At 48.7% G+C, this 19,517-nt stretch carries 20 protein-coding genes; 10 read left to right on the forward strand and 10 right to left on the reverse strand.

Going from position 1 to position 19,517, the window contains the following annotated elements; translation table 11 throughout:
* Positions 1–7 precede the first annotated feature (7 nt).
* Together AC3WTJ_RS20750 and AC3WTJ_RS20755 are read left to right on the forward strand one after the other, a co-directional pair.
* Positions 8–1,474, forward strand: coding sequence for a sulfatase family protein (locus AC3WTJ_RS20750; protein ID WP_492523452.1), 1,467 nt, complete (start codon positions 8–10; stop codon positions 1,472–1,474).
* Between the two features lie 359 nt (positions 1,475–1,833).
* Positions 1,834–2,814, forward strand: a complete 981-nt coding sequence (locus AC3WTJ_RS20755; RefSeq protein WP_492523453.1) for an SGNH/GDSL hydrolase family protein — start codon at positions 1,834–1,836, stop codon at positions 2,812–2,814.
* Here AC3WTJ_RS20755 and AC3WTJ_RS20760 read toward each other — a convergent pair.
* From AC3WTJ_RS20760 to nagB, 3 genes are all read right to left on the reverse strand, one after another.
* Complete coding sequence (locus AC3WTJ_RS20760) at positions 2,797–3,552, reverse strand: YdcF family protein (protein WP_492523454.1); 756 nt, start codon at positions 3,550–3,552, stop codon at positions 2,797–2,799. The genes AC3WTJ_RS20755 and AC3WTJ_RS20760 overlap by 18 nt on opposite strands.
* Positions 3,553–3,764: 212 nt before the next feature.
* On the reverse strand, positions 3,765–4,937 hold the full coding sequence (nagA, locus tag AC3WTJ_RS20765) for an N-acetylglucosamine-6-phosphate deacetylase (protein WP_492523455.1): 1,173 nt from the start codon (positions 4,935–4,937) through the stop codon (positions 3,765–3,767).
* Complete coding sequence (gene nagB / locus AC3WTJ_RS20770; RefSeq protein WP_492523456.1) at positions 4,934–5,662, reverse strand: glucosamine-6-phosphate deaminase; 729 nt, start codon at positions 5,660–5,662, stop codon at positions 4,934–4,936. Before nagB ends, nagA begins: the two co-directional genes overlap by 4 nt.
* 243 nt (positions 5,663–5,905) lie before the next feature.
* Here nagB and AC3WTJ_RS20775 point away from each other — a divergent pair, with 243 nt between their 5' ends.
* Entirely contained in the window at positions 5,906–6,574 is a 669-nt protein-coding gene (locus AC3WTJ_RS20775; RefSeq protein WP_492523457.1) for an HAD family hydrolase, read from the forward strand.
* A gap of 72 nt (positions 6,575–6,646) precedes the next feature.
* The gene (locus AC3WTJ_RS20780) at positions 6,647–6,871 is read left to right on the forward strand and encodes a spore germination protein (RefSeq protein ID WP_127458104.1); all 225 of its coding nucleotides are present in this window, start codon (positions 6,647–6,649) and stop codon (positions 6,869–6,871) included.
* 460 nt (positions 6,872–7,331) lie between these two features.
* Here AC3WTJ_RS20780 and AC3WTJ_RS20785 read toward each other — a convergent pair whose 3' ends face one another.
* From AC3WTJ_RS20785 to AC3WTJ_RS20805, 5 genes are read right to left on the reverse strand one after another with little or no spacing between them, the layout of a single operon-like run.
* Entirely contained in the window at positions 7,332–8,465 is a 1,134-nt protein-coding gene (locus AC3WTJ_RS20785; RefSeq protein ID WP_492523458.1) for a YheC/YheD family endospore coat-associated protein, read from the reverse strand.
* A 6-nt stretch (positions 8,466–8,471) separates the two neighbouring features.
* Positions 8,472–9,599, reverse strand: a complete 1,128-nt coding sequence (locus AC3WTJ_RS20790) for a YheC/YheD family endospore coat-associated protein (RefSeq protein ID WP_157322986.1) — start codon at positions 9,597–9,599, stop codon at positions 8,472–8,474.
* The gene (locus AC3WTJ_RS20795; RefSeq protein ID WP_492523459.1) at positions 9,599–10,963 is read right to left on the reverse strand and encodes a YheC/YheD family endospore coat-associated protein; all 1,365 of its coding nucleotides are present in this window, start codon (positions 10,961–10,963) and stop codon (positions 9,599–9,601) included. The genes AC3WTJ_RS20790 and AC3WTJ_RS20795 overlap by 1 nt, the downstream gene beginning before the upstream one ends.
* A gap of 29 nt (positions 10,964–10,992) precedes the next feature.
* Positions 10,993–12,120, reverse strand: coding sequence for a YheC/YheD family endospore coat-associated protein (locus AC3WTJ_RS20800; protein WP_492523460.1), 1,128 nt, complete (start codon positions 12,118–12,120; stop codon positions 10,993–10,995).
* A gap of 9 nt (positions 12,121–12,129) precedes the next feature.
* Entirely contained in the window at positions 12,130–13,506 is a 1,377-nt protein-coding gene (locus AC3WTJ_RS20805; RefSeq protein WP_492523461.1) for a YheC/YheD family endospore coat-associated protein, read from the reverse strand.
* Positions 13,507–13,666: 160 nt separating this feature from the next.
* On the opposite strand from AC3WTJ_RS20805, the gene AC3WTJ_RS20810 reads away from it, so the two are divergent.
* The 6 genes from AC3WTJ_RS20810 (at position 13,667) to AC3WTJ_RS20835 (ending at position 17,655) form a co-directional block, all read left to right on the forward strand.
* Entirely contained in the window at positions 13,667–14,002 is a 336-nt protein-coding gene (locus AC3WTJ_RS20810) for a YlbF family regulator (RefSeq protein ID WP_492523462.1), read from the forward strand.
* A gap of 236 nt (positions 14,003–14,238) precedes the next feature.
* Entirely contained in the window at positions 14,239–14,589 is a 351-nt protein-coding gene (locus tag AC3WTJ_RS20815) for a hypothetical protein (protein WP_492523463.1), read from the forward strand.
* 18 nt (positions 14,590–14,607) lie between these two features.
* Positions 14,608–15,594 (forward strand): FAD:protein FMN transferase, encoded by a 987-nt coding sequence (locus AC3WTJ_RS20820; protein WP_492523464.1) that lies wholly within the window; start codon positions 14,608–14,610, stop codon positions 15,592–15,594.
* A gap of 29 nt (positions 15,595–15,623) precedes the next feature.
* Complete coding sequence (locus tag AC3WTJ_RS20825; RefSeq protein ID WP_492523673.1) at positions 15,624–16,187, forward strand: ferric reductase-like transmembrane domain-containing protein; 564 nt, start codon at positions 15,624–15,626, stop codon at positions 16,185–16,187.
* Between the two features lie 137 nt (positions 16,188–16,324).
* A complete protein-coding gene (locus AC3WTJ_RS20830; protein WP_492523465.1) occupies positions 16,325–17,374 on the forward strand; it encodes an acyltransferase in 1,050 nt (349 codons plus the stop codon).
* Positions 17,374–17,655, forward strand: coding sequence for a hypothetical protein (locus AC3WTJ_RS20835; RefSeq protein ID WP_492523466.1), 282 nt, complete (start codon positions 17,374–17,376; stop codon positions 17,653–17,655). The genes AC3WTJ_RS20830 and AC3WTJ_RS20835 overlap by 1 nt, the downstream gene beginning before the upstream one ends.
* 269 nt (positions 17,656–17,924) lie before the next feature.
* Here AC3WTJ_RS20835 and AC3WTJ_RS20840 read toward each other — a convergent pair whose 3' ends face one another.
* Together AC3WTJ_RS20840 and AC3WTJ_RS20845 are read right to left on the reverse strand one after the other, a co-directional pair.
* Complete coding sequence (locus AC3WTJ_RS20840; protein ID WP_492523467.1) at positions 17,925–18,209, reverse strand: hypothetical protein; 285 nt, start codon at positions 18,207–18,209, stop codon at positions 17,925–17,927.
* Positions 18,210–18,425: 216 nt separating this feature from the next.
* The gene (locus tag AC3WTJ_RS20845; RefSeq protein WP_492523468.1) at positions 18,426–19,454 is read right to left on the reverse strand and encodes an NADH:flavin oxidoreductase/NADH oxidase; all 1,029 of its coding nucleotides are present in this window, start codon (positions 19,452–19,454) and stop codon (positions 18,426–18,428) included.
* Positions 19,455–19,517: the final 63 nt, after the last annotated feature.

Raw genomic sequence — 19,517 nt, forward strand, 5'->3', positions numbered from 1 at the left:
GTAGAAGATGGAAGAAAAGAATACGAAGGAGCTTTTACCTGAAGGATCTTTACTAGGTAAACCTTCATACGAAAAACCTATACCCGGTAAACCTTCACCAGGTAAACCTAATGTTGTGTTTATCATAGCGGATGATCATCGTGGCGAAGCAATTGGCGCGTTCGGTAATGAAACGGTGCAGACGCCGGTATTGGATTCGCTGGCCGCCGGCGGGACATCATGCCGCAACACTCGTATATTCGGCGGCCTTAGTGGAGCGGTTTGCGCGCCAAGCAGAGCGTGTGTGCATACGGGCATCCCTATCTTCCGGGCGATGATCGGTAAAGACATGAAGAACCGGGAGCATTCGAGCGTGATTCGTCCGGATGTTCGGCTCATGCCGCAAACGATGCAAAGTGCCGGTTACTTGACACATGCGATCGGCAAATGGCATAACGACAAAGCAAGCTTCGCCCGAAGTTTCGGAGGAGGGGATAAGCTGGCGTTTCACGGTATGAGCGAGCATACGAGTGTTCCTGTGTACGACTACGACGTGACCGGGGTTTATCCCAAGGAAAATGAATATATGGAACATACGTTCTCAACGGAACTGTTTACGGACGCTGCTGTCAACTTTATTGAGAATTACCAGGCGGATCAGCCGTTTTTCCTGTATGTGGCTTATACAGCGCCGCATGATCCACGAACCGCGCCGGAGCCGTATGCCAGCATGTACGACAAATCCGATATTCAGCTGCCTCCCAACTTTGTGCGGGAGCATCCATTTGATACCGGCGATATGACGGTTAGGGACGAAAAGCTTGCCCAATGGCCGAGGGACGAAAACGAGATTCGTGGGCATATCGCTGATTATTATGCCATGATTAGCCATTTGGACGCACAAATCGGCAGAGTCGTTGAAGCGCTGAAAGCTAAGGGCATCTTTGACGATACGTTGTTCGTGTATACCGCCGACCATGGCTTGGCGGTTGGGCAACACGGGCTGATGGGCAAACAGAACCTATACGATCACAGTGTGCGAATCCCGCTTATATTCAGGGGGCCAGGGGTGCCGGAGGGCAAGCAGGAGCTTGCGTTGGCAAGCAATATCGATATTTTTCCTACCGTTGCCGGACTATGCGGCGTCGAGCTGCCGGAGGAGACGGAAGGTATTAGTCTATGTCCTAACTTTGCAGGGGAAAGTGACAGTATTCGCAATATCGTGGGCGCTGTTTATCGAGATGTCCAGCGGATGGTAACAGATGGCAGATGGAAGCTGATTCGTTATTATCGTTCTCCTGAAACAAACACAGGAACGGAACGCATCCAATTGTTCGATCTACTAAGCGATCCTTGGGAAACGCAAGACGTGTCGGCAGATCCTGCAAATGCGGGGGTTATCGAACGGCTTGCCTCCGAAATGGCTTCGTGGATGCAAGAGAGCGGTGATATTTTGCAGGATAAACCGGTAAATCCCGTTGCGTCCTTGGCTTGATGATTGCACGAAAAGTCGCGGAAATCGCGACTTTTTGTTTTAATCATGCATTTGGAGTGGAGTTTCCCGGCTGTTTCGCGCGGAATTACCCAACTGTCTCGCGCAGTGGGAACTACAGGGCGCTATCCGAGTCAAAAGTGTCAATATGGCGAGGTCGAGGGAACTACAGGACGTTATTTTGCTTTTTGCTGGGAAATTCAGCATTTTTTGTGGGAATAAGGCCCTGTAGTTCCGCTAGCTCTCTAGCATTTCATCTTTTAGCCGTAATAAGGTCCCACAGTTCCCATATATAGAGATCCCCCCACATTGGCAGAGTAGGAATTCCTGTCTTGCCTATTTATAAAGAGGTGAATGGAAGCATGCAAACGATTGAACTAAATAAACAATGGTTTCGGGGAGCCGTTTCAATAGAAACGACGGATATTGGACTCCGGCCATGGCGATTGCCATATGATCAGCTCGGATTATTCGCATCGAAATTAGTGGAGACAGCAGGGGAAACCGCGGGTGTTAGAGTTGCTTTTATAAGCGACTCTACTTCAGTGGAGCTCCATGTCGCAAGAACGGATAAAGAGATACGGTTTGACATTGTGATTGAAGATGAACTCGTTGATACCAAAACTCTTCATGCAGGAGAGGAGGTTTGTCTATTTGCAAACTTAACAGGCAGCATGAAGAGGATCGAGGTTTATTTGTCACAAGAAGCTGCTGTTATTGTGAAAGCACTTAAAGTCGATGAGGAGGCATCGGCGGCTCCCTTGCCCAGCAATCAACCCCGTTGGATTACTTATGGAAGCTCGATCACACAATGCCGATCAGCAGAAAGCCCCGCTCTGACTTGGCCGGCAATCGTAGCGCGCAACAAAGGATGGGACTTAACCTGTATGGGATATGCGGGACAATGTCATTTGGAACCGATGATCGCTCGCATCATCCGCGACCTACCCGCTGACATTATTTCCATGTGCCTTGGCATTAATGTGATGGGAGGTAACACTTTAAATATCCGAACGTTTCGGTCCGCCATTATTGGCATGGTATCGATTATTCGGGAAAAGCATCGGAGCACGCCCCTGCTTTTAGTTTCTCCTATTTATTGCCCGCACAGGGAAACAGGTGAAAACTTAGTGGGAATGAACCTGGTTACAATGAGGAAAGAAATTCAGGAAGCGGTGAATCTTTTAACTTTTTACGGGGATACAAATCTTGTTTATGCAGATGGTCTGGAAATCCTTGGTGAAGCTTATGTTAATCACCTGCCAGACCACCTGCATCCAAACGCTGAAGGAAATAAAATTATGGCTAGTCATATACAGGAAAAGCTAATTCTTAGCCGCTAATAACCCTAAGTACTCCTTCAACGCAATTGAAGTATTGGACAATCCGCTGGAAGAGGGAATAAATTTACTTATACTGAGTGTCTGCTGCCCCTGCGAAATAAAGTCGGTTGGATAAGGGGTTACATCCACCTTGAGCTTTTGAAACTGCTTGACGGAGCGGGCCATATGGAAGGCAGAAGTCACGAGAATGGGATGCTGCCAGCCATTTGTGGTTAGCATAGCTTGGGTATGCAGCGCATTTTCTTCCGTGTTGCGGCTTGTATCGTCCAGAAAAATGGAAGCTTCAGGAACGCCGAGTGCGATAAGATGACGTTTGGAAATTTGCGATTCATTGCCTGAGTCCGTGAAAACTTGTCCACCCGAGAGGAGGATGGGCAGCTTCGTGCTGCGATACAGCTCCGCTACGGTCAGCACACGGGCAGCTGTGTTCCCTGTCAAATATCCTTCGCCCTTGGTTAAAGGGTCTGGTGTGTCAAGCGTCGCGCCGCCTGTTAACATGACAATCACATCACCGCTCACCTGAGCCGGTGGAGTGTATCTTCGTTCGATTGAATTTAGGAGCTCGTTACTGAAATAGGGCATGGAGCAAACGTACAAGAGAAGGGCGGACAGCCCGATTAGGAGAGTACCTATGTACTCTTTTTTTTGCTGCAGCCATAAGGCAATGCAGAAGAGCAGCAGAATAACAATCCCCGGGGGAAACACTAACGTATAGATGATTTTGATCAAATAGAGCATAGGGATGATTAAATCCTTTCTTTGGAAAAAGCAGCTATTTGCGTTATTAATCTTTTTCGACAAACATAGGGAATATCCTGCAAAAAAATAAAGAGAGGCTGTCTCGTAAGTCATCGAATGACCGAGGGAGAGCCTCTCTTTTGTATGTTTGGAACGGCAGGGGAAACATTGAATCGACTAAGAGAACAGAAACACCAAGCTGGGAAGCTGCGTTATTCTTGCAGTTCCTTACCGCGAATCCACACGCGTTCGAGCTCCAGCTCAGGGCTGACCAAGAGCAGGTCAGCCTGCTTGCCTTGCGCAATCGAGCCGTGCGACGCCTGCAGCTGCAGCAACCGCGCCGGGTTGCCGCTCGCGAATCGGCTCGCTTCTTCCACGCTGACTCCAACCTCGCGCACCATAAAACGGAGCGCATCGATCATAGTCAGCGTACTGCCGGCGAGCGCGCCGCCTTCCGTCAACCGGGCCACGCCCGATTGGACGGTAACGGCTTGCCCGCCAAGATCGTACTGCCCGTCGCCAAGCCCCGCGGCCGACATGGCATCCGTGATCAGCAGCAGGCCATCCGGCTGCTTAGCTTTCACCAGCAGGCGAATCGCTGCCGGGTGCACATGGTGCCCATCGGCGATGACTTCGCCGCTGATGCGATCGTCGGTAAGGACCGCACCGACGGTTCCGGGTTCGCGATGATGCAGCGGCTTCATCGCGTTGAAGGTGTGCACCGCGTGCGAGAGCCCCGCGCCAACCGCCGACTGAATGTCGGCGTAGGAAGCGTCGGTGTGGCCGCACGCGGCAACGATGCCACGATCGCGCAGCCACGCGATTGTCTCATGAGCACCCTCGACCTCAGGGGCGAGGGTAAGCTGTTTCACGAGCTGCGGAAAGCGCTCGTGCCAGTCTTGCAGCCAGGAAAGCTGCGGCGGCAGCATCAGCTTCGGATCTTGCGCGCCGGCCCACTTCGGCGAGATGAAAGGGCCTTCCATATGCACGCCAAGCAGCTGCGCGTAGGGCATTGGTTCTTGCATGTAGCGGTTGACTTCGCCAAGGACGCGGTCAATCGCTTCATGCGTTTGCGTCATTGTCGTAGCCAGCATGGCGGTAGTTCCGTTCTTCGCGTGAAACCGTGTAATGGTATCAAGCGTTTCGGGGCTGGCTTCCATGAAGTCAGCGCCATGCCCGCCATGCACGTGAACATCGATGAAGCCCGGCAATAACCAGCTGCCGCGAGCATCGACAGTTTCAGCAGCCGGATCAGCCGTGCTGGAATTCCACGCTGAGCTGTTTTGGACGGAAGCGATAACGCCATCTTTTAGATGAACGACACCTTGTTCGATGACGCCTTGTTCCGTAACGATCCTGGCACCTGTAATGACAAGTTCGCTCATTCGAACAACCTCCCTGCCTCAGCATCCAGCAGAACGACAAGGTGTGGGTGAGTTTGCAGCAGAGTAGCCGGGACTTCTGTTGTAATAGGTCCTGTAAGCGCGCGATGCACGATTTCAGCTTTGTCAGCACCGCGAACGATCAGCAGAATCGTTTTGGCTTTGAGAATTGTGCCTACGCCCATCGTTAGAGCGTGAGTCGGAACTTCTTCGATCGAGTTGAAAAAACGCGCATTCGCTTCACGAGTTTCTTCCTTCAATTCGACGAGATGCGTCCCGCTGATCAGTGAATCGTCAGGCTCGTTAAAGCCGATATGTCCGTTATGGCCAAGGCCAAGGATTTGCAAATCAATCTGCTTAGCGTCTTCAAGAAGTTCATTAAATCTGGCACATTCCGCTTCCAGGTCAGGCGCATTTCCGTTAGGAAGGTGAGCTGAAGAGGCAGGCAAGTCAATATGAGCAAATAAATGCTGCTGCATATAAGCGTGATAACTCTCAGGATGATCCACTGGTAAGCCGACATATTCGTCCAGATTAAAGGAAGTGACGTTTTTAAAGCTGACGCGGCCCTTCTCATAGGCTTTCACCAGCTCTTCATAAATACTTACAGGCGTACCGCCCGTGGCTAAGCCTAGAACAGCTTTTGGCTGCATTTGGACAAGGGATGTAATAATACCGGCTCCGGCCTCATTAAGTTCTTGTTGATTTTGAAAAATATGAAGATTCATAGGGGGCTTCCTCACTCTCATGGACAAGTTATTTGCATTAGATGCATGATTTATGAAATCATTTTGCATAAAAGTATCATTTTTTTATATTAATTCTACTCATTTCAATCATAACTGAATTCATTAGTCTCGGCAACAGGCATTTTCCCAAATATGAACATTGACTTACATGGGTATGTTTGCCATTCTTAACTAAGATCATTACACGTTTTATATAATTCATGATGATGAAGGAGCTTGATGATGAGTACACAGAGAATCCTACCTGAGGCTATGTTTTTTGACATGGATGGCACGTTATTTCAAACCGAAACGATTCTATTGCCCGCTTATCATGCGACATTTGATGTGCTCAGAGAGAAGGGCCTTTTCACGGGAGAGACGCCGCCGGAAGAAAGAATTCTGGGGGCGCTCGGCATGCTTCTTGAGCATATTTGGCAGCGGGTTATGCCGGACGCTTCTGTAGAAGCGCGTCAAGCCGCTGATGAGCTGTTGCTTCGTTTCCAAATGGAAGCGCTGAAGCAAGGACAGGGGAAATTGTACGATGGTGTGGCAGAGACCTTACAGGCTTTGCGGGACAAAGGTGTCCGCTTATTTGTGGCGAGCAATGGATTAGAGGACTACGTCGGTCATGTGACCGAGGCGATGGGCTTGTCCCCTTTATTTGAGGACCTGTACAGTGCGGGGAAATATCAAACCAGATCCAAAGTGGATTTGGTTAAAATAGCGCTCGACACGCATCAAATCAGCTCCGCGTGGATGGTGGGAGATCGTTCCTCCGATGTGGAGGCAGGACTTAAGAATAATCTGACTGTAGCTGCTTGCGATTACGCCGGCTTCCGGGAAGCGGGGGAGCTCGAAGGCGCGCACATTCGAATTCGTAGCTTTGCTGAGCTGCTGGAATACGTTTAAGATGAAGTTGTCGCAAACGCGGTCGTCTGGGCATACACTATAGCACATTGACAGATAAAGGTGCTGATTAGAATGCCTTCTTTTGTAGGGATTTTCAACATTATAAGGAACGAAGGAAGCCTGGTGAACGGTGATACGTTAGTGATTGCTCCGACGAGCGCAGCCAAAACGTACTCCGGCAGCGGTGGCGGCATAACAGGAGATTTCGCCGTTTCGAATGTTCTATTTAGCGCGACGATATCGCTGGACCCGGATGTTGTGGATGCGGGTGCTAATAAGGTAGCTACTGGGACGTAAATGCATGGCAGAAGATTGGCTTCAAGCTCGGGTGACGGGCTTGGAGCCTTTTTTTGCGTGTGGGCACACTATCTGGGAACTACAGTACGCTATTTCGTAGAAAAGGCATAGTTCCACCTGCAGTGGGAACTACGTTCCGCTATTTCAGCCAATTTGGCTTGAATACCTGACATGGAGGAAGAATAAGACCCTGTAGTTTCCCTAAGAGTGGAAAACAGCTCGTTTTCCTCCAAATAGGGGACTCCAGTTCCTCTCAGCAAGCCTGAGTGAAATTCCCATGCGATGAGGCATGTACAGGTACGGGGGCTGCCGAGGGAAGGGTATTACCTGCCTATGACGGAGGATGTGGCGGTGGGCGTAGGAGCTTTGCGTCCCATTATCTTTCGACACTTCTTTTGATGGGGCAATATGTAAATCGGAAGCTCCTTACAGCTTAGTGCTGCTGCTTCCGATTGCGCGCTTAATCACTTTCATTGGATGCATCGCCAGAAGGCGAATCTATTCTTCGAGTGTTTTGCCGTAGCATCCAGACGGCATACTCGAGAGGGCGTGAAACCGCCTTCTGATATGTGGCGATTTCGCCGATTTTTCGGAATACTTCCCGGGAAGGCTTGGGATTGACTTCCAGCAGCCAAACATTTCCTTTCGGATCTACGGCAATATCCATGCCCAACTCACACAGCTTGCCGAATTTCGTTTCTAGAAAATCTGCCAGCTTATAAGCGAAGTTATTCATTTCTTTCTTAATGCTTTCTGTTTTTTCAGGTGAAGCGAAACGGTACGCTAACAGCTTATCTTGCGAAACCGCGCTTCCGCCTCCGTGCAGGTTCGAGGTGATGCTGCGGTGTGGACCGATGCGGCCGGCACAGCCCGTAACTTCCCATTCACCGCTGCCGTTTTTTTGAATCAGCAAACGGTAATCATGCACGCGTCCATCCTTCAGCGTAAGCTGTATGCCTTGTTGAACCACATAGTCCGGACTCAGCTTTAGCGTATGCAGCTTGATCGCCAGCTGTTTTTCGCTTGCGCGGTAAGGGGCGATGATGGTTCTTTGCTGATTTCTTCCTTGCAATAAAAACAGGTCGGGACCCAGCTGCTCAATACGCAGGATGCCTCTTCCACCTGTACCGTTTTTCGGTTTGACATAGACAAGCGAATGTTTCTTTATAAACTTCAGCAGCTCTTGCACGGTACTGTACCGCACGGTAACCGGCAGGAAAGGGCGTATGCCTTCATTTTCAGATAAAATTTGATGCATTGACCATTTATTGGCCAGCGGTCTGCTCAGAAAGATCAGCTTTGCATGCCGATTGCGAAATGCTTTGAGCATTTGATAGTTCGCAGCTGCTTTGTAGCGGCAACGGTCATAAATGACAGGCGGCATCGATGTGCGGCGGCGAACCCATTTGCGTAAGGAAGCGTCGTAGGTTAATGAGCGCACCGAGTTGTCAGCTTCGACATCGGTCGGCGAGAAAACTTCGACTTGAACCCCCATCTTTTTACCTTCTTTACTGAGCTTTTGAAAGTAAGAGAGTTCTTCGAGCCGAGTTTTGCTTAAATAGATAGCGAGTACGCCCAGTCGTTGTGAAGACAAGCATAATCACCTTCTTCTTCCATTATTAATTAAATAAAGGCTATAACGAATAATACGTTCAAGTGATTTTTTGCGGATTTTCGGTTCGTCGAATTTCATTGGTTTGGAGTTCGCTTCGAAGAACCAGATATGGCCTCCAACATCCACGCCGATATCCATCGACATTTCGCCAAGTTGATTGCCGGATGATTTTTCAATCTGCGTTGCGAGTGTGACGGCAGCTGTTTCAACTCGTTTTAGTATGCTTTTTGCTTCTTTTGGCCCAAAACCCTGTGAGAGCAGCTTGAACGGATCATCGATCGAACCGCCTCGTGGAACGTGCGTGGTGATGCTCGCTTTCCCCGCTACACGTGCGCCGACGCCTGACACGCTCCATTCCCCTTTGGACGTTTTCTGGATGAGAGCGCGCAAATCATAAGCCCGCTGTTTGTACCTTGCTAAAGCAATGCCTTGCTGAACAATGTATTCGTTGGAGCCGCGGTGCCGATTCCATTCGTTCCAAAGTTCGGAAGTGGAATGATGCACACTGTAAGTCATTTGCTTATCTACCTGACGGCTTAGCCGGTATTGCGTTTGACTGCCTTTCGTTGTTATTCGGTCAATCCGCATAATGCCTTTTCCCGCTTTGCCTTTCACCGGTTTCAAATACAATACGGCGTGTTTGCGCAAAAGGGAAGTCAGGTCGTCAGCTGAACTTAATTGTTTGGTATCGGGCATATAGGGCTTGCTGTCTTTGGCTCCATTAAGCCAACTGAATAAGGTCCATTTGTTAAAGAAGGAAGAATTGAATAAATGAACGCTGGAGCTGCGATTGCAAGCTTGAATCGTTTGTTGAACTTCGGGCTTCATTTCCATTTTGCGATAAGGAATGCGATTGTAGACGACTTGAGGAGCGGGAACGAGTTCCCTGCTCCATTTTTTGGTTTGGTTATTGTAGCGATAACCGTGAATTTCATTGCCTGATAGGTTGAAATCCTTGGTAGTCACGACGTAAACATCAACCCCAAGCCTTTCACCTGTCTGAATGAGATCAAGGAAATTGTGCAAATTCCCTCGAAATACGCGATTACTGTCCTTAACGGTGAGAATGGCCAGCCTCGGATTCTGCTCTTTGTTGTGCAGGAAGAAAGCCATTAGTTTTCCCTCCTAGCACGGAATCGGCTTAAATACAGGCAGTGCTCATAAATATTTTGTAAAGTAGTGAGGTCTCCTTCTTTCAATGAAGGGTGTTTGAAAATGGATCTGCCTGGTTTGGCATTGGCTTCAAACATCCAGATTTTCTCATTTTGATCGATACCAATATCGAATCCGAGCTCTCCGAGCAAATGGTCATAATTATTCTCGATGCCTTCGGCGAGCTTGATCGCCGTTTCTTTGGCATTGCTAAGCACGGACTCTGCACGGCTGCCGTAGATTTGACGAAGCACCTGTTCTGGCGTCATTAATTGACCGCCGTTGCGGATATGGGTGGTTACGCTGCCCTTGCCGGATTTCTTGGCCCCGATGGCGGCGACAACCCAGTTGTTGCTGCCGTTTTTCGTCATGTGGAAACGGAAATCAATAGGGCAGTTGTCAATCTCTATCAGGCGGATGCCTTGCTGTGCCACGTAATTGGATAGACGCCCCCGTCCAGTCCCGAGCATTTGCATAAGCCCTTCGAATTTTCCATAACGGATGAGCACGTTTTTGCCGCCTTTGCGGTAGCGAACAAAATAACCGCGTTTCGGGTTATAGGTCACCCGGAAAATACCAATGCCCAAACTGCCCGCCGTTGGTTTCAAATAAATGAATTTATGCTTGTCGAGCATTTCTTTAATTTGATCCGCAGATGGATTAATTTTGGACTCTGGAACGAATTTGTAAGCATCGTCGCCAGCTAACATTTTGTACACATCCCATTTGTCAAAAAAGCTCCAGTTAAACAGCGGGATGCCTCTGCGTACAAAACGGTCCTTAAAACCCTCCATTCCGGCCGACTTCTCTGCTATACGGCTGGATAGGCGGTTATAGACGACATCCGGCAGCGGGAACGTTTTGCGAATCCAGCCTCCGCCTTCTTTGGGAATGATCCCCGTAACGGTTTCCTGTACCCAATTGACCCCTTTCGGGCTGAAAGCGAAAATAAATGATTTGTTCGAACCTGTATTTAGAACTTGGCGGATGAACCCGGTTTTTGTACCAAACGGAGATGAACCGCCTACAATATTCGTTAAGACGCCGATGAGCGGTCCGATACGCAGTTCTTTATTTGTCGCGCTCGCGACCATTACGCTCCCCGAGCGAGGAACTCGCAGAGAAGCCATCAAAGAAAGCGGAATGTACATATGCTGGCCACTTTTTTTAATCAGGCGGATCGGTAGGGTGGCTGTTTTGCTGCCGACCTTTACAGTAATCGATTTGGTACCGGTTAACCGTAAAGCTTTGACGACTTCACTTGTTAAGTAGACCGATCTATCTGTTCGTTGTACGGCGTGGAGCATACACGTTGTCAAACTCATTAGGTTACCCTCCTAAACTTGTTCCAAGCTTAACTCAGCTTTTTGTGCAGCAAATATCCAGCATAATAAATAGGGTTAGCTATGGATTTCAACCGTGCTTTCTCGTCGCGCATGCGCGCGAAAATCGTTCTGCCTGGCTTGGAATTCACTTCGAGAATCCAGACGCGCCCCCACGTATCGATCCCAAGATCGATACCGAGCTCAGCTAATCGTCCTTGATGATTTTCCAGAAGCGGGGGGATGCGATTCGAGAGCATGGTTAGTGTGGCTATGAGCTCACTAGCCTTGGTATCGCCGAATTCCCTGGTTAGAAAGGCGGAAACCTCTTCAGCACTTCCTCCGCCATGCAGATTGGAAGTCACACTGCCCGGTTTGCCGACACGAACCGCCATGCCGGTGCTTTCCCATATGCCGGAACCGTTCTTTTGGACGAGAGAGCGAATGTCATAAGCCATTGCTTCTGAAGAATGCAGGTGCAGATATTCTTGCATCAGATATGGCCTGGTGCCGATACAGCTGCGCAGCCATTGCCAGCAGGAATAGAAATCATGAAACTCATGATCGACGAGCCCGTTTTGAGCATTGCGACCTTGGATATGGTAGGTGCTTTTTCCGTTCATTGTGTTTACTTTGTGAAGATGCAAGGCACCCTTTCCTTGACTGCCGCCTTGTGGTTTAAGAAACACATCTTCCCTTGTTTGAAGCCAATTTCTAAGAGTGGTGCCGCTTGTGAGTAAGTTCGTTTCTGGCAAGTAACGGCTGATTATGCCGTCTTTCTGCAAAATTTGATCAACTTCCCATTTTCCTCCCAATCCATAGCCTAGGAAGCGAATTAGGGGTGATTCGCGCAGCTTTCTCACATGGTACTGATACTGTTCATAGCTGCGTTTATTGCTAAAGAAACATCGATCATAAATCAGTGAGGGCAGCGGAACGAGTTTGGCCACCCATTCCTTCGTTTCCGTCAAGTAGGTGTAACCCCGTACCGTATGCCCTTTCCAATCGATGCGATTCGGTGAGAACACGACGACGTCCAGACCTTCACGGGCGCCATAATAAGTCAGATGCTTATAAAAGCCTGAGCTGGCAAAAGGCAGTTCCCGTTTCAATTCTGTGACCATAATCCCGAGCAAGGGACGTTTGGTGCTTAACCGCATAGTTCCACCTCAAATCTTTGCTAAAAATTTGGCGTATTGCACGAGTTGTTTCACGGAAGGTCTTATTTTCTTGTCCGTGTTTAATGGCGTATTATCATCTTTAGAAGGTTTGGAGTTTACCTCAAGCAACCAGACCTTCCCCATTTTATCTACAGCAAGGTCGATCCCCAGCTCTCCAAAATGACTCGGGATTTGGGCTTCAATCCCTTTGGCAATGTCGATAGAGGCCTTGCGCAAACGAGCCGTTACAGAGACACGAGTGGCTGAAGAAAACGGCGTTTTGGCGAGTGCGCCCACCACATTGGTCAGACTGCCGCCTCGTGCAAGGTTGGAGACGAAATGCTGAGATCCGGCAATGCGGCCGACAATGGAGGTGATGGCCCACTCACCTTTGGCCCCACGCTGGACAAGCGAACGAAAATCAATCGATCTGCCGTCTGTTGTGATGAGATCAAGTCCTTGCTGCAGCTGATAGCGCTGGGTTTTGAGTTTGCCGGATATCGCTTGAAAGACAGCAGAAAGGGAAGGAAACGTTTGTTTGCGAACGCCGGTTAGATTCGTATAATGACACGTATAGACGTCACCGGGCTCTCGGCGAATGCGGATAATCCCTTTTCCCAAGCTGCCGGTAATTGGTTTGAGGAATAGAACGGGATGGCGGGAGGCCATCGATTTTAGCATTTGATAATTTTTGAAGAGGTAGGATTCCGGTAAATACCCATGAAGGGAACTATCTTTGCGCAAAGCTTCGAACACTTCCGTTTTGTTCAAATATTTCTCGTTGAAGACCTCGGTTCCATAACGGCTCTTGGCATCTTTCAAAAATTGTTGAACATTCGGCAAGTTTTCATATTTGCGCGAAGTAAGCCGGTTGTAGATCACATTGGGGATCGGAAACGTTTTTTTGCTCCAGGAACCATTGGCATACGCATACGCGGAAATGGAACTGGCATTCGCTTGCATTTCACCAGGCGGGAAGAAGCAAACAACAGCCCCATAACGTTCACATGCGTCGGTCATTTCTTTACAAAAAGCGGTAATCGCACCAAATGGGCGGTCGTGTGAACTTGAATAAACGCGGCTGATCATCACGCCAATTAAAGGTCCAATCGACAAAGTGCCCACATTTTGCCTATAATGGATATTGAGCTGCGCCCCTTGATGAATACCGATCTTGGTAGCGAGGACAGGATTGAACCGTAAACTGTTCGATGTAGCGGCGGTGACGACCTTGACATCCTGTTTGGCAGAGCCAAAGCGCAGAGTCATCGATTGATTGGACGGAACTTTCCATTTTCTTGCAATGGCTTCACTTAGAACAACGGTCCGATCATCCAAATAGATGCTGGTGCCTTGAATGGATATTCCGACTTTCGTCCTGGTCAATAGCGAACACTCCTTCCAGCATCAAAAATGGCATTGCTGTTTAAGCAAAGTAAACTACTCCATCATATGAGGACATATATACCTTGGTGCTTGGTATGTCGTCGAAACTGTTTGGAGGAAGAGCCCAACCGCGTTTGGGTTAAATTAGGAGGTCATGGAAATGAACGTACACGATAGAGCTTATGAGCTGGCAAAAGCGATTAAAGAAAGCAGCGAATACAAGGATATGCTGGAGATTCGCGCGAAGATTAACCAGGATGCGTCTAGCAAAAACTTACTGGAAGATTTTCGTTCACGTCAAAATGAACTTCAACAGAAAATGGCTGTAGGCGAGATGCCGCCTGAAGAGGAGATGGAGCAGCTGCAGAAACTATATGACGTACTTGCTCTGAATCCAGGGATTAAACAGTTGTTTGATGCGGAACGCCGTTTATCGGTTGTGCTTGAGGATGTGCAGCGTATTATTGCCGAGCCGTTGCAAGCGATGCTGCAGTAGAAGAAAGATGCTCAAATAGAAAATGTTCAAATAGAAGATAAATGTAAGGCTATTCAGGAAGAAGTAGTTGATCTACTTACACCTGGATAGCCTTTTCTTGTATATCGAGGTTGAATGGAGTGCGTTATGGATTCAGTTAAGTTTCAGTCTTTGTTAAGGCTATGCTCAGGCAAGTGAACCGTCTAACAAATATAATGAAGCTAAGATCAGGCCATTCGTTAGGAGGAGAGATAGCAATGAAAAAGTCCAAGTGGACAAAATGGCAGATTGGGATGGTCGTGGGCGTTCTTCTCTTCTATTTATTTCAAGAAGTGAAAGAAAGTCCGCAGTTTCTATTGGCAGTCTCCGCAGCTGCCTTATCCAAGGATCAAACTGCAAAGGTAACGGCTCAAAAGGAAACCTCCAACAATCGGATGGCGGAAAATACGCCGGTCCGTCGGGGAAGAAACCATGACCGGATGGCAGCGGGGACAGGGTCCACCGGATCAACAGGATCCTCAGGCTCATCAAGCTCTTCAGGTTCCACAGGAGGCGCCGAATCTTCGCAGCCACAGTTGAAAGCACATACTAGAAGTCAAGCTTCATAAAACAAGGAGATGGGCGTTATGCTCCAGGAATCAAGCTTTCGTTCGATGAACACGCAAATTCAGGTGATACTGGCTGCAAGCCGTGAGATGTCTGAATTTGAGCCGCTGATTCAGTCTTATTTTGCCAAGGCAGAACGGCGGTTTAGCAGGTTTTTGCCATCAAGCGAATGTTCCCTGCTTAATAGGAACTCAGGAAGCCGTTGTATGATATCGGATGAAATGGCGAATGTACTTGAGCTGTGCCAGCATTATTTTGAAGTGACGGAGGGAGTGTTTAATATTTTCATTCTTCCTGCGCTAGAGCATGCTGGTTACCAACGTAGTTTCGAAACGATAGCAAATGACGATGAATTCGCAGAAATACGCAACCATCCGCTGCTGCCATTCCCAAAGGATCGGTTACAGATAGATCTGGACACGGCGATGTCCTCCGTACGATTTCCTGCTAATCAGCAAATGGATTTAGGCGGCATTGTAAAAAGCTGGACCGTTCAGGGGGTATCGGATTTACTTCGCATCGAGCGGCAAATGCAAAGAGGTCTCGTGAATGCCGGCGGTGATGTGGAAGTATGGGGAGGCGCAACAGACACGGAGCCATGGGTAATTGCTATTGATAGACCGAATAGCAGTCGTATACATCGGTTGGATGAACTTCTCCTCTTGCTAGTAGTTGGGGCAGTTGCTACCTCGAGCACACAAAAAAGAAGTTGGCGGAACAGCCAAGGCAGTATGCATCATCTCATTGATCCTAGTACGATGAAGCCTAGCCGCTCATCCGTAATTCAGTGTTCTGTCGTGGGGGAGCATTTGGTTGAGTGCGAAATTTGGGCTAAGGTCATGTGCATTCGCGGGCTGGAAGATGGACTACCTCTTTTTAGACGCCATGCGCAGCGGTTGGAAGCTCTTATTTTTACAGAGGATGGAACTCTCCATCATGTGAAGCCGTCTGCGAATGAATCCAAGGGTGAATGGTTGGGGCTTGAAGCAGATTCCGTATATGTTTGAAAAAGTTAGGAGGAGTAAAATTGATTCAAATGCTGCTAGATTTACCCATTTGGATGTTGATTCGCGTATTTGGCATCTTATCTTATCTTAGTCTATTCGTGGGGATGGCGCTGGGCATTGCGTATAGCTTTCCTCAGTGGAAGGGTCAAACGAAGGCGCGGTTGCTTCGATCGCATACATTTGCGAATCATTTGGGTACTTGTTTGGCTTTACTGCATACCGTGCTTTTGGTCATAGATACGTTCATGCCGTATGATTGGAAAGAGATCCTTGTTCCATTTGCGGCCAAACATTCTGCGGTATTGAGTGGTACCGGCACGATAGCACTGTATGGCTTGCTGTTGTTGATTTTAACGACCGATATCCGTCAGAAGCTGAAGAAGAAGCTTTGGTTCGCTTTCCATTTGCTATCGTATCCTATTTTTGCGTTAGCCCTGATTCATGGGTTATTTATAGGGACGGATAGCTCGAACATTTTGATCAAAACGATGTATGTGACTACTGCGCTCCTCTTGATTGGTTTAACTGTTTTACGTGCTGTTGTACGTCCCCGCAAACAAGCGGTCAGGTCGAAGGAGACGTATTCCGTTTAGCGCATAGAAGGCTTCTATTTCAATGAAATAGGAGCTTTTTGCGTAGAAAAGCAAGTCATTTGAAAAGTTGCGAAATGTGTCGAAACTGTCTATAGTAAAAGGGATTGTTGAATACGAAAAGAGGACCTGAAACCGATATGGCCAAACAAAAAATCACGGAGCTGGATATCGTCAGAGCGATAGCTATCCTGGCTGTCGTCACGATCCACGTTACGGCAGACTGGACAGTAGATCCAACTTTGAAGGGCAGCAGTTCGCAGTTGCTCGTCTTATTTTTGAACAAAATGAGTTACTTTGCAGTTCCCGTGTTTATCTTTTTAAGCGGAATTGTGCTTTTCTACATTTATACGGATAATTGGAGCGCCAAGCAGGCCGGTATCTTTTACTGGAAGCGGGTTAGGCAGGTCCTTGTTCCCTATATTGTATGGTCGTTTTTCTACTATATTTATAATCCGTGGCTATGGACGCCAGGGCATCCATTCAAGCTGGAACCACGTGTGTTCCTGGAGCAGCTAAAATGGGCGGATTCCGGCTATCATTTGTATTTTATGATCATTATTGTGCAATTTTATTTATTGTTTCCGCTGCTGGTTTGGGCTGTGAGGAATGCGGCCTGGTTCCGCAAAACGCTGGCGCTTTGGGGCCTGGCTATTCAAGCCGGCGTGTACATATACAGCCATTGGTTCGGGACCATCGACCACAAGCCGGAGCTGTGCATCACTTACTTTGCGTACTTCCTTATCGGAGGCGCGATCGGGATGAACTACGGGGCATTTCGCGCATGGCTGGAACGAAACAAAGGCTGGGTCATTCCAGCTTCGGTCCTCAGCGGCCTTGTCTATACGGGACTTTATCTGCTAGGCCTAAAAGGATATACGTTTGAGAATACTTGGTTTGAGGTGCTTTGGCTCCTGTATAGCATCGGAATCGGCATCAGCTTCATCTGGGCAGGCAAATGGCTTTTGCAAAAAGCCGCGCCAGTCGGCCGCTTCTTCGTCTCACTAGGCTCTGTGTCGTTCGGCGTGTACCTGATGCATCCAGCACTGCTTTCTCTGTGGAAATATAAAGTGCAAACGCCGGGCTCTATTGTGCTCTTTCATTTGTATAACGCGATTGTGTTGGTGCTAATTGTAGCGATTCCTTGGTTATTAACGCTGCTGTATCGTAAGGTAAGGAAGCTGATTTGATGAAAAAGACAGTGCAGGTGTTTTCTGCACTGTCTTTTTTGGTGTTTGGGGAGGGCTTTGCCGATAGGGCGCGTAATCTTCGCTTCGCAAACTTGGGCTTGGCGGTGAGGCTGAACCTCACCGCCAAGGCCTTCAGCGAAGGGAACTACAGGGCACTATTTCATCGAAATGCGCCCTTTTGCGCGCGGAGGGGAACTGAATCCAGGCGGAACATTGTACAAAATACAACCATTGCAGCTAAAACGGCCCAAATCAGCTCCTTCACGCCCTCTCCGTTGTAATAAGTACAACGAAGAGGAGCGAAAGCGCCCAAATCCAGGCGGTACGTTGTACAAAGTACAACCATTTCAGCTAAAACGGCCCAAATGAGCTCCTTGACGCTCTCTCTGTTGTAATAAGTACAACGGAGAGGAGCGAAGGAGCCCAAATCCAGGCGGTACATTGTACAAAGTACAACCATTTCAGCTGAAACGGCCAAAATCAGCTCCTTCACACTCTCTACGTTGTAATAAGTACAACGGAGAGGAGCGAAGGAGGCCAAATCCAAGCATTATGTTGTAGAAAGTACAACCATTTCAGCTAAAACAGCCCAAATCAGCTCCTTCAAGCTCTCTCGGTTGTAATAAGTACAACGGAGAGGAGCGAAGGAGCCCAAATCCAGGCGGTACGTTGTAGAAAGTACAACCATTGCAGCTGAAACGGTCCAAATGAGCTCCTTCACGCTCTCACCGTTGTAATAAGTACAACGGAGAGGAGCGAAAGCGCTCAAATCCAGGCGGTACGTTGTACAAAGTACAACCATTTCAGCTGAAACGGCCCAAATCAGCTCCTTCACGTCCTCTCCGTTGTAATAAGTACAACGGAGAGGAGCGAAAGAGGCCAAATCCAAGCATTATGTTGTACAAAGTACAACCATTTCAGCTGAAACAGCCCAAATGAGCTCCTTCACGCTCTCTCCGTTGTAATAAGTACAACGGAGAGGAGCGAAGGCGCCCAAATCCGGGCATAACGTTGTACAAAGTACAACATACCAGCGGCGCCGACCAAGAACTCAGTACCCGCGCTGATACTGCCGCGGGATATAGGGCTGCTCATGCCCTAGCTGAACGGCAGCATGCGTTGCCCAATACGGATCGCGCAGCAAACCTCGCGCGATGGCGACAAGATCCGCGTCCTCGTTAGCGATGACGGACTGCGCCTGTTCCGGATCCGCCAGCAAGCCGACGGCGATGACCGGAACTTGCAGCGCTTCGCGAATCTGACGCGCGAAAGGCACTTGATAACCGGCGGAGTTGCCCGGTTTCCGCTGCCCGGCGAGGCCTTCCCCGCCTGAGCTCACATGAAACGCATCGACGCCTGCGGCTTGATACGCTTTGGAGAGCTCGATGGCGTGGTCGATATCATAGCCGCCGTCCGCGTACTCAACGGCAGAAATACGGAAAATAAGCGGCATGTCGGCAGGCATTTCTTTTTTCACCGCTTGAATGACTTCCACACCGAATTGGGCCAGATTGTGCCCATAAACATCGTCTCTTTTATTCGTTAGAGGCGACTGGAATTGATGGATCAAATAACCGTGAGCGCCATGAAGCTCGATGGTATCTACGCCTGCTTGCACCGCACGACGGGCTGCGTCGCCGAACAGCTTCACGATGTCCCGTACTTCATCTGTCGTCAATGCCCGCGGCATTTTGTAGGCATCACCCGGGAACGGGATAGCCGACGGCGCGACAGGAACTTCCGCGTCCTCTGCTTTGCGGCCTGCATGGGCAATCTGAATGCCGATTTTTGCACCATGCGCATGAACGCCGTCAATGATTCTGGCGAACGCAGGGATATGATCGTCCGACCAAAGACCCAAATCATGATCTGTGATGCGGCCATCGGGATGCACATCCGTCATTTCCATAATAAGCAGGCCTGTTCCTCCGATTGCGCGTGTAAGATAGTGGACGTAGTGCCATTCATTAGGTTTTCCGTCCTTAGCTGTTACTGAATATTGACACATCGGCGCCATGACGATGCGGTTTCTAATTTGCAAGCCTTTCAGCTCATAGGGAGAAAATAAATCTTTTTTCATGATGATGCACCTCCAATAATATAAATATCTAGATATCTAGATATTTTCTGCCAAATTAGGTTG

This window comes from Paenibacillus sp. FW101-FHT12H11 (assembly GCF_058790355.1).